At 39.5% G+C, this 10769-nt stretch carries 8 protein-coding genes and 1 pseudogene; 2 read left to right on the top strand and 7 right to left on the bottom strand.

Annotated features, from left to right (window positions below; translation table 11 throughout):
* From FM107_RS00935 to FM107_RS00925, 3 genes and pseudogenes are all read right to left on the bottom strand, one after another.
* Positions 1 to 367 (bottom strand): annotated as a pseudogene (locus tag FM107_RS00935) (hypothetical protein); the annotation flags it as partial.
* A 452-nt stretch (positions 368 to 819) separates the two neighbouring features.
* The gene (locus tag FM107_RS00930) at positions 820 to 1035 is read right to left on the bottom strand and encodes a hypothetical protein (RefSeq protein ID WP_086946650.1); all 216 of its coding nucleotides are present in this window, start codon (positions 1033 to 1035) and stop codon (positions 820 to 822) included.
* A gap of 133 nt (positions 1036 to 1168) precedes the next feature.
* Entirely contained in the window at positions 1169 to 1516 is a 348-nt protein-coding gene (locus FM107_RS00925; RefSeq protein ID WP_218778883.1) for an ISAs1 family transposase, read from the bottom strand.
* A gap of 359 nt (positions 1517 to 1875) precedes the next feature.
* On the opposite strand from FM107_RS00925, the gene FM107_RS00920 reads away from it, so the two are divergent.
* A complete protein-coding gene (locus tag FM107_RS00920; RefSeq protein WP_086946648.1) occupies positions 1876 to 2682 on the top strand; it encodes a lytic transglycosylase domain-containing protein in 807 nt (268 codons plus the stop codon).
* A gap of 221 nt (positions 2683 to 2903) precedes the next feature.
* On the opposite strand, the gene FM107_RS00915 is transcribed toward FM107_RS00920, so the two are convergent.
* The 4 genes from FM107_RS00915 to FM107_RS00900 form a co-directional block, all read right to left on the bottom strand.
* The gene (locus FM107_RS00915) at positions 2904 to 3131 is read right to left on the bottom strand and encodes a hypothetical protein (RefSeq protein ID WP_086946647.1); all 228 of its coding nucleotides are present in this window, start codon (positions 3129 to 3131) and stop codon (positions 2904 to 2906) included.
* Positions 3132 to 3215: 84 nt separating this feature from the next.
* Positions 3216 to 4742, bottom strand: a complete 1527-nt coding sequence (locus tag FM107_RS00910; protein ID WP_256959264.1) for an efflux transporter outer membrane subunit — start codon at positions 4740 to 4742, stop codon at positions 3216 to 3218.
* The gene (locus FM107_RS00905; RefSeq protein ID WP_086946645.1) at positions 4681 to 7845 is read right to left on the bottom strand and encodes an efflux RND transporter permease subunit; all 3165 of its coding nucleotides are present in this window, start codon (positions 7843 to 7845) and stop codon (positions 4681 to 4683) included. The genes FM107_RS00910 and FM107_RS00905 overlap by 62 nt, the downstream gene beginning before the upstream one ends.
* A gap of 87 nt (positions 7846 to 7932) precedes the next feature.
* On the bottom strand, positions 7933 to 9093 hold the full coding sequence (locus tag FM107_RS00900) for an efflux RND transporter periplasmic adaptor subunit (protein WP_086946644.1): 1161 nt from the start codon (positions 9091 to 9093) through the stop codon (positions 7933 to 7935).
* 171 nt (positions 9094 to 9264) lie between these two features.
* On the opposite strand from FM107_RS00900, the gene cls reads away from it, so the two are divergent.
* The gene (gene cls, locus FM107_RS00895) at positions 9265 to 10740 is read left to right on the top strand and encodes a cardiolipin synthase (protein ID WP_086946643.1); all 1476 of its coding nucleotides are present in this window, start codon (positions 9265 to 9267) and stop codon (positions 10738 to 10740) included.
* Positions 10741 to 10769: the final 29 nt, after the last annotated feature.

The raw sequence follows: 10769 nt of genomic DNA, 5'->3' as shown, positions 1-10769 counted from the left end.
CGCTACGCTCTCCGCCGAATGATCTACCACCACGGTTCTCGCTACGCTCTCCGCCGAATGATCTACCACCACGGTTCTCGCTACGCTCTCCGCCAAATGATCTACCACCACGGTTCTCGCTACGCTCACCCCCGAACGATTTGCTATCTCGATTTTCCTTCGCATGGTCTTTTTTATCCGAACGTTCGAATTTTTTAAATGGTCGATCAGATTCGTATCGGTTTGAACGATTGGAATCAAATTTTCCTGTTGTTTGACTCGACGAAGATTGTTGATTGCGACCACCCATAGGCTTGAAGCTTTCTGAGTTACTTCTACCTTTGTTGGAGTTGTCATCGCGACTGTTCCTCTTGTTATTGAATGGCATACTGTTGAGAATTAAGTTACAAAGGTACAGTTTTTATTTAACTATGAGAAATTATTATATTCATGCTGCAGGGCAAACGTATTAAAAATTCAAGAGCAACATTAAATAGTTAAGATCCCAAGCTGCGATATTCTTTTTCCTTTTGATGTTGATGTTCTTTGTTTGGTTATTTTTTAGAATATTGATCGCCATATTGTTCATCAGGGAGAAATCCTGGGCTGCGTTCTTGCTTCGTTTCCCGCTGGCATCTTCTTGAAAATCAATATCAAGTACCCAATGTGATTTATTTTCTATAGCCCAATGTCCGCTGATATTGCGCTGGTCGAATCCGGCATCCGAGATTTTATGCTCTATGTAAAAGCGTACCGCTTTTGTCCGCTACTCCGGGACGTTTGAAACAACGTTCACTTTCTACTCTGATCAGAACACGCAGGTACTTCCAGCTCCGCGGCTCATCGATATGTGCCAACTCGGTTATAACGGTACATCTCCTGGTTTCTACCCGGGCCATGGCCGATGTCAATATCTTCATCGTAGCTGACTGACTTTCGAATACGAATGGAGTCTACTACGGTTTCATATAGGCTATGCTGACTATTCTTTAAGGCCAACACATAATCCCGTTCTCCTTTTATGGTGCACTCTGCAATATCTTCTAGCCACCCCATGGCATCTACGCTGGTCAGGCTGGCTATTATTATGAATAGGCTGTTCAGCAATTCGAGAATTGCGGTTATCTCATCGGATTTCTCTTTTCATTAACCAGTCCCAAAACCATGTTACTGTACTGTGCCTAAACACTTACCACATGGATGGGGATCTGCCCCCATGGCTTTTGGCACCCCGTATTGTTTTTTCGTCAATACGGATCAACTGTCCTTTAGTATCCGAAAGGACGGAATCCATCCAGTTCCGGAAGCATTTCTCAAACTTAGGGGGATCCATTACCGCAAATTCTCGGTTGATTGTATCGTGCGAAGGGATGCCCCACGGAAGTGCTAAAAATGTCTTGAACCAGTCATCCCTGACCAGAGCAAAATCTCCCATATCATCGTAACTACTGCAGCCGCATAACATGGCTGCAGTACCGACGGTAATGATGTCCCCTAGCAAATGTTGCATTTTCCTGTCTATCCTGAAATCTTCCATTTCGTTACAATAAGTGCAAATGACATATATTTTGTATTTTATATCCATTTGATTGTCAGGTTTATATATAAATAAAAAACAGCTAACACAATGTAATTATCTTACTACAAGGTGATTACGTGTATATAAGCAAAGTGTTTATTTTAATGTGTTTGCCCTGATCCATGCTACAAAGACTAGTCGACAATAATTGCACTATTTTACATTCCCCCCTTAATCATTGTTGTAATGATAACTATTTGGAAATTAGCTTAAAGCTCCGTATATTTGTGCCCTGAAAATAAAACCAAGCTATTTTGATCGGATCGGACGCTTTTTGTTGATTCTGAGAACGTGGATAGATAGCATTAAGGGAGTGAATGATAAGAAAAAAAGTTTTAAGTTGTAGTATAGTACTTTCCGTGTTATTGTTAGGTAACCTATACTCACAGTCTAGTACCTATTCCAAAAGGGATCCTATTAAAAAGGCCGTATTGGAACAAATAAAACGAGAGAAGAGGGCGATAGCGATGTCACCAGAGCACCAAAAGTCGGCTTATTACAACTCGATACGGTTCGCGAACACGCCTGTCCCTCTAAAAGTTCCAAGTGTTGAGGCGAAATTTGAAAAGTATTTAAATAGGTTAACCTATCGAAAAGTACAATCTTACGATCTGCATAACAAAGCGGCAAAACATTTGCCAAAAATAGCCGCAATTCTTAAATCATATGGTATCCCTGAGGATTTCAAATATATTCCACTTATTGAAAGCAATTTGAATCCGACGGTTACGTCGCACAAGGGTGCGGGTGGGTACTGGCAATTTATGCCGGCAACGGCCCGACTTTACGGATTGACGGTTAATGGAAAAGTAGATGAAAGACGTGATTTCGTTAAATCTACCGATGCTGCAGCACGTTACTTAAAAAGTCTCTATAAAGAATTTGGTGATTGGACATTGGTAGCAGCTGCTTATAATGTTGGAATAGGGAATCTCAGAGGATCAATACGTAGACAAGGTACGAGTAACTACTACAAACTTAAATTGAACCGGGAGACCGGCTCTTATGTATATAAACTTCTTTCCGTTAAGCAAGTAATCGAAAACCCGAATAAACATGGGTTTAAGCGTTATGCTGAGAATAAAGATAAATATCAGCATATTAATGAAAGCAATCTTCTTTAAGTTGTTAAGTCTATTTTACCTTGTTCAATAGACACTAGAACGGCGACTAATGGAACATCCAAAGTTTGTTAATCGTCACTTTGCGATTTTAAAAGTTCTTATAAAAAAACGCATCTTTATGATGCGTTTTTTTGCTTTAGTTTGGTTAATTTCGATTGTAGAAATTAGCGAAAAAGATCAGACTACTTGTTATCCCCACTTTTCGAGTTTTACCTCGAGGTTCACAAAGTCGGAAAGTTTAATGTTAATGACTCGGTTGATTGAAGTCTGGAATACATTTTTTCAAAAAAGGCATTGTATTCTATATAGTTACCTCGTGGATGCACAATAAACCGCTGACGGCCAGTTATTAGCCGTTCTAAAACTCCTTGGTGTTGAAATTCTTTGGGTTGAGCGACGGCAGCGGGAAATTTACCATATGCCTGTTCACTTTTTGTAATTTTGACCATTTGAGTTTTTGTTGGATATTTTATGTCTATATATATAGAACATAAAATGCATTATAAGGATGCCTTTTTTTATCCTATATCTATTTAGTTTCGCCAACCACCACCCAATGAACGGTACAAATCTACATAAGCATTCAGCTGCTTTTGTCTAATATCGACTAACGCAAGCTCACTCGTGAGGGCGCTACTTTGTGCGGTAATAACCTCTAGGTAAGTTGCATAACCGGCTTTAAATAACAATGAAGCATTTTCTACCGCCAACTCCGAATTTTCGACTCTTTCTTGGGCTAATTTGAGCTGTTCTTTTTGTTTTTCTACTGTGATAACTGTATTTGAAACTTCGCTCACTGCTTCCATTACGGTTTTTTGTAAGCCTAGATCCGCTTTTTCTCGTTCGATTTTGGCAACCTCATATTCATTTTTCAGTTTTCCATTTTTGAATATTGGAGCAGTTAAGCCACCTCCAATTCCGCCAATTAAAGCGCCTGGAATGTTAAACCAGTTTTTAGGTAACATACTGTTTACACCGAAGATACCCTCTAGCGATAGCTGAGGGTAACGCATAATCTGTTGGATATTCATCTGTGCATTCGCATCGATTAATCCAAACTCTGCACGTTTAATGTCTGGGCGATTTCGAACAATCTCAACTGGCGAACCCAAAGATACGTCTCCGCCGATATTCATTAAACTGTCAATTGACGTACCTCTTCCGATGGTATCTGGCATTTCGCCAACAAGTACTCGGAGAGAATTTTCCTGGATAGCAATTTGTTTTTCTAAATCTGGAACAAGTGACGCAGCAACTAATCGTTGTGATTTCGTTTGCTGTATGGCCAGCGCAGTAATTTCCCCTGCGGCAAACTGAAGCTCGATCATCTGTAATGTGCTATCATTTAATTGTAAATTGCGCCGAGCGACTTCAATTTGGGCATCTAGCATAATTAGATTGAAATAACCTAATGCAATGTCAGAAATTAGTTTCGTCTGGATCGCATTTTTCGCTTCGTGGGTGTCTAAATACCGAGCTTGAACTTGATCTTTACTGTTCGCTATTCGCCCCCAAACATCAATTTCCCAAGAAAACTGCGCGCCTGTACTAAATTGTGATTGGTAGGCAAACAGGCTATTAGGAATCTCTTCATCTTCCTTTCCAGAATACCAGTTAGAAGAAGGATTACCATAGAAATCCTCAGAGCGATATTGTTTTTGAATAGACGCGATATTCCCGTCTATAGATGGGAGGTAGTCTAGTTTATTACGCTTGAGATTTCTATCCGCAATCTCAATATTTTTTAAAGCGGTCTGCATATCATAATTATTTGCTAAGCCACTGTCGATGAGGGAAAGCAATTGTGTGTCATTAAAAAACTCGCGCCAGGGTAGTAAGCCGAATGAGGCTGTGTCTGTCGTGAATGAAACGGTATCCCCTCGAAATTGATGAGGAACATTTAAATCTGGTTGACTATATTTCTTACCGACTTTACAGCTTGAAACAACAACCAACGCCAAGACTATATAAACAAGGTGTTTTACTTTGTTTCTCATGTTATTTTTCTTCAGAATTAAATTTTGTTGTAAATTTCTCGTCCAATGTTTTAAATATGACAAATAGAACAGGGATTATAAAAATACCCAACACGACGCCCGCTAGCATTCCCCCTGCTGCACTAAAGCTTATGGAATGGTTACCAATCGCGGACGGACCGACGGTCCACATTAGTGGAATTAAGCCCGCAACAAAAGCTAGCGAAGTCATTAAGATTGGTCTCAATCGTAGTTTTGCACCCGCGATTGCGGCGTCGTATATACTTAGTCCCTTATTCCGCTGCTGTACAGCGAATTCAATGATAAGAATTGCATTTTTAGCTAATAGTCCAATTAACATTATAAGCCCTACTTGAACATAAATGTTATTCTCTAACCCCACTAATAACACCGTTGCGAAAACCCCCACTAATCCAACAGGTACCGATAGGAGAACAGCCCAAGGTAAGATGTAGCTTTCGTATTGTGCTGATAGTAAAAAATATACAAACAACAAGCTCAAACCGAAAATGAGTACGGTTTGCGAACCGGATTGGCTTTCTTCGTAAGACATTCCCGTCCACTCGTATCCATAGTTCCCAGGTAAATTTTCTTCCGCGTAACTTTCAACGGCAGCCATAGCATCTCCCGTACTGTATCCATTTGCTGGAGTCGCGTTCACAATAATCGCATTGTATAAGTTGTATCGCGTAATAACTTCTGGTCCGACTACTTTGTTTAGCGTCATTACTGTACTAACCGGTACCATCGCACCGGATTTTGTGCGTACGAATATGGAGTTCAGTGATTCCGGATCTGTACGGTAATCGAAATCGGCTTGCATATAAACTCGATAAGAACGGCCAAAGCGATTGAAATCTCCAGATTTCACACGAGCGAAATACATGCGTATCGTGTTCATCATTTCTTTGATTTCAATCCCCATACTTTTTGCTTTTACAACATCGATATCTGCCTCATATTGGGGGAAATTTGACTTAAATGTTGTATACGCATTTGCGATTTCCGGTAGTTCGTTTAATTGATTTATAAAGGAATCCGCAAGTAAATCGAAGTCGCGAATATCGCCGCCTAATCGGTCTTGCAAAACAAGTTCTATTCCGGCAAAGTCACCAAATCCCTGCACCGTAGGGCGAGGAAATACTTTAAACGTTGCTTCATTTATTTGAGACAAGTCGTTACGAACAGTATCCATGAATGCTTCGATCGTTTTTATATCGGTACGCTGACTGTTTGGCTTAAGATTTATATATCCAGCCGCAAATGCAGGACTTGTGCTACCGTCTAACGCATTAAAACCAGAAACTGTTGTCATGCCTGCTATATCAGCGTGACGTTTTAAAATACTGTCTGCTGTTCGTAATACTTCTGTGGTACGAGAAAGTGACGCTCCGGGAGGCATGGCGAGTGAATAGGTGACAAAGCTATCGTCTTCCGTGGGAATGAAGCTTCGGGGCGTATTCGTTAATAAAACCGATCCAATTAAGGTAATCACGACAAGGCCTAGTAACGCTAATTTCTTTTTTGCTAACAAAAATTTGATAGCATGAATATATTTATCTGTGAAGCGGTCGAAAGCTACATTGAACGCATCAAAAAACCGTTTCTTATATGTATGGAATTTGTTCTTATCGGGTTTCGCTTCTTCGCCCTCGTTTTCATGTTCGATTGGTTTCAATAGTAAGGCACACAAAGCAGGACTTAGTGTAAGGGCATTTAATGCTGAAATAAGAATTGCGGTTGCTAACGTGTAGGCAAATTGTCGGTAGAAAATACCGGCAGGTCCCTCCATGAAGCCAATGGGAAGAAAAACCGCCGCCATTACCATCGTAATAGAGAGAATAGCACCGGTGATTTCGGACATTGTTTCTAACGTTGCTGCGCGAGGCTTCAGTCCGGTTTCATGCATTTTTTGATGTATCGCCTCGACCACGACAATCGCATCATCGACTACGATACCTATAGACAAAACTAGCGCAAACATTGTTAGCACGTTGAGAGAGAAACCAAAGAGACTCAAAAAGAAGAACGTACCGATTAATGACACAGGAATCGCAATGGCTGGGATTAAGGTCGATCGGAAGTCTTGTAAAAAAATAAATACGATAATGAATACTAAAATGAACGCCTCAAACAGGGTATGCTGAACTTGACTAATGGATTCATCGATTTGATCACGAACACTGTATGAAATTTCATAATGTACACCATTTGGAAAAGATGCTTGCATTTCTTCGAGCACTTTTCGGACTTCAATGTCTATCTCATGGGCATTTGATCCACTAGTCTGTGTTATATTTAATGTAAGTCCCGGGTGTCCGTTCACTTTGTTATCGCTACCGAGATTTGTCGCACCAAACTCGATTCGAGCGATATCTTTTAGGTAAAGCACGGAACCATCTTTATTGGTTTTGATGACCATGTTTTGAAATTGCTCTGGCCTAGAGAAGCGACCTTTATGCTTGAGAACGGTTTCAAATACTTCATCTGAAGTTTCACCAAATTTACCCGGAGCCATTTCGAAATTTTGATCTGCGAGTGCTTTACTGACATCTTGCGGGATAAGGTCATATACAGCGAGCTTCTCGGGGTTCAGCCATACGCGCATGGAATAATCGCGGGCGCCAATTCGGGAAACTTGAGCAACTCCATCGACACGCAAAAGCGGTCGAATCATATTAATCTGTGCATATGCTTGAAGAAATGTTTCGTCATATACAGAGTCTTTATGGTCGGAAAACAGATTGATAGTCATTATCGCCCCACTTTGTCGAGGTTGGACGGTAATACCATTGTCGTTTACTTCGGAAGGAATGCTACTTATTGCTTTTGATATACGTGTTTGCACGTTTACCGAAGCAATATCGGGGTTAGTTCCTGTTTTAAAAAAAACTTGTACTGAACCGGATCCTGAGTTCGTGGCGGAAGACTTAATATATGTCATATCCTCAACGCCGTTAATTGCTTCTTCTACCGGAAGCAACACGCTTTCTGCTACCGTTTCTGAATTCGCTCCCGGATAACTAAGAGAGACAACCACACTAGGCGGTGCAATTTCAGGAAATCGACTTACGGGAAGCGTTTTTAACCCTACAAGCCCCAGAATAACGAGGATTAACGAAACGACGGTAGCTAATACGGGTCTATTTACAAATGTTTTTAACATAGATGCGGATTAAGGTGCATATGAATTTTGCACTATATCAAATGATATAATTTTTTTAGTTTTTTTTGATAATTAATATAAAAGAAATTATTGCTGAATCGGTGTTATACTTGATCCGTCCGTAATTTTATCTAATCCAGAAATTAAGACTCTATCTCCAATTTCTAATCCAGAAGCGACTATATATTTATCTTTACTTGTACCGTTAATCGTAATTGAGCGTCGTTCTGCTTTATTATCTGCTGTCAGAACATAAACAAATGTACGGTCTTGTAATTCACTTGTGGCGATTTGAGGAATCTGTATTACACCTTTTTTAACTTCTGAAATCTTCAATGTACCTGTACTACCACTGCGTAATATATTGTCAGTGTTTTCAAATGAAGCACGTAACGAAATTGCGCCCGTTGTCCGATCTACTTGACCATTGATCGCATCCACCTTTCCTCTTTTTTTATAGGCTTCGCCGTCAGCTAGGATTAAAGTTGCATCGGGGAAGCTTAATTGGTTTTCACGTTTTATACCATTAATACTATCTTCCTTCGCTTTCTGTTTCGAGAAATACAAAAAGTCAGATTCATTCATTGAAAAATACACGAATACTTCCTGTACATCAGACAACATCGTAAGTGGCTCTTTATCGCCTTTAGTAACTAGGTTCCCAATTCGTTTAGGAATCCGGCTTATATAGCCTGTAACAGGTGCTGTAATTAGAGTAAATTCTTTATTAATTTGCGCACTACCGACTGCAGCAGTTGCCTGAGCTAAGGATGCTTTTGCTACGTCATAATCAGATTTTGCCGAACGTAAACGCACTTCAGAAATTACATCGTTTTCAACGAGCGGTTTTAAGCGATCGATCTCAAGCTGGGCATTTTCAAGTTTGGCTTTGGCAACGTTCTGAGTTGCTACGGCATTGTTTAATTCTTCTTGAAATGCGGATGCATCAATCTTGAACATTTTTTGACCCTTTTGTACAAACTGACCTTCGTCTACATATATTTCTCGAAGTATACCTTCTATTTGTGGTCGAACGTCTACCGTTACTTTCCCTTCAATTGTCCCGAGGTAATCTCGAACAGTAACAGCGTCGCTTGTATCCACTGTATATACAGGAAGTGCCAGCGGTTTATTTGAGGTGTCATTTTCTTCGGATTTGCCCGTCGAACATTTTATTGCAATCGTAGCAGTTACAACTACTAATGATAAAGATAGAATTTGTTTTATCCTTAAGCTTTTTATATTCATCACTTTTAATTATCTTGTTTAACCAGCTTTTGTGTGTAACAGCGAAGTTACAGTAGGTGCAATAATAAGACAAAATAGGCATTTTTTTTGGTTCTTTAACAATTCTTAACGTTAATATTACTCTGTATCCGCCTTTAAAATAGGCCTTTTTTTGAATATTTTGAAATATTTATGGAATTATTCTTAGTTGTTTTGGATTTTGTAAAGCAGTGGTATTGGATACCTTTGTTTATCCTTTATTTGGGCGTAATTTCAACTATTCTAATTGAAAATCGAAATCCTTCGAAAACGATTTCCTGGGTTTTAGTTATTGCATTTGTACCATTCGTTGGTCTACTATTGTATTACCTATTTGGTCAGAAATTTATTAAAGTCAAGCGTATTAAGCGTGAAAGTCGCATACAAGAACTTCGATTACGGAACGAATGGAATAGGTTCATTCCGTATATGGAAAGAGACTTGGAACGCTTGAGCCATCGAATTGGTAACCTTTCGCGTGTTTTTAGATTTTCCACGAATGAAAGACTTTCCTCGCCAACTTTAGGAAATCAGGTGACCTTGCTTATTAATGGAGAACAAAAATTCGTGGAGTTAGTGAAATCCATTAGAGACGCAAAGCATTCGATACATTTAGAGTACTATATTTTTGAACTGGATCGAATTGGAACGCATATATTGGATTTGTTAGAACAAAAAGCTGAGAAAGGACTTTCCGTTCGACTCTTAGTAGATAGTATTGGTTCGCCGACACTGACGAAATATTTTGTAAAGCACAAGGAATCGAAAATTAAATTCGTTTCATTCATGCCTGTACAGTTTACTTCTTTGGCAAATAGTAACTACCGTAATCATCGTAAAGTAGCAGTCGTCGATGGGAAAATTGGTTTTATAGGGGGAATAAATATTTCCGATCGATACATAAACGATAAAGAGGACGATGGTGAACTTTATTGGCGGGACACGTCGGTTAAAATTGTCGGGAACGGAGTTGCAATGTTGCAAATTGGATTTTGGAATTCATGGAATTTGGCGGGGGGATATCCCTATCAACTTAAAGACGGTTATCTAATTCGCGACGACACAAACCCCAAAAAGGGCGACGCTGCTGTAACATTTGTTTCAAGTGATCCGGGGTCAGTAGGTCCTTTCAATATGGAAGCGATTCTTATTGGAATTGGAGAAGCGGATTGGAAAATTCAATTAGTAACGCCATATTATGTGCCGAGCGATGAACTTTCGACAGCTTTAAAAGTAGCCGCAGCCGCTGGAATAGAGGTTGAACTTATGTTGCCAAAAAAATCAGATTCCTACCTCGTACAACACGCCACCTTGTCATTTGTCAAACCGCTATTGGAAAGAGGTGTTAAGGTTTATTTTTATGATAAGGGTTTTATTCATGCAAAAACTATAAATATTGATGGAAAATTATCTTTCATAGGTACCGTTAACCTCGATATACGCAGTTTTTATATTAACTATGAAGTTGCTGCTATAATTTCTGATGAGGTGTTATGTAGTCAACTTGAAAAGCAATTCGAATTGGATAAAAAAGAATGTGAAGAAATGACTTTAAGTAAGTGGAAAAAGCGACCAGCGTGGAAACGTGGCTTGGATTCAATTTGTCGATTATTGGCTCCCTTGTTATAAGCTGTTAAATTCTTTTATATTGGGAATAA

The sequence above is a fragment of the Sphingobacterium sp. JB170 genome, from assembly GCF_900163865.1.
Classification (GTDB): domain Bacteria; phylum Bacteroidota; class Bacteroidia; order Sphingobacteriales; family Sphingobacteriaceae; genus Sphingobacterium.
Note: the sequence above shows the minus strand (reverse complement) of the source record. Positions and strands in the feature narration are given on the sequence as shown.

Bases quoted from the DNA above. Each gene is read 5' to 3' on its own strand.
- cls (WP_086946643.1), top strand. From the start codon at position 9,265: ATGGAATTATTCTTAGTTGTTTTGGATTTTGTAAAGCAGTGGTATTGG.
- FM107_RS00915 (WP_086946647.1), bottom strand. From the start codon at position 3,131: ATGGTCAAAATTACAAAAAGTGAACAGGCATATGGTAAATTTCCCGCT.
- FM107_RS00930 (WP_086946650.1), bottom strand. From the start codon at position 1,035: ATGGGGTGGCTAGAAGATATTGCAGAGTGCACCATAAAAGGAGAACGG.
- FM107_RS00920 (WP_086946648.1), top strand. From the start codon at position 1,876: ATGATAAGAAAAAAAGTTTTAAGTTGTAGTATAGTACTTTCCGTGTTA.
- FM107_RS00900 (WP_086946644.1), bottom strand. From the start codon at position 9,093: ATGAATATAAAAAGCTTAAGGATAAAACAAATTCTATCTTTATCATTA.
- FM107_RS00925 (WP_218778883.1), bottom strand. From the start codon at position 1,516: ATGGAAGATTTCAGGATAGACAGGAAAATGCAACATTTGCTAGGGGAC.
- FM107_RS00905 (WP_086946645.1), bottom strand. From the start codon at position 7,845: ATGTTAAAAACATTTGTAAATAGACCCGTATTAGCTACCGTCGTTTCG.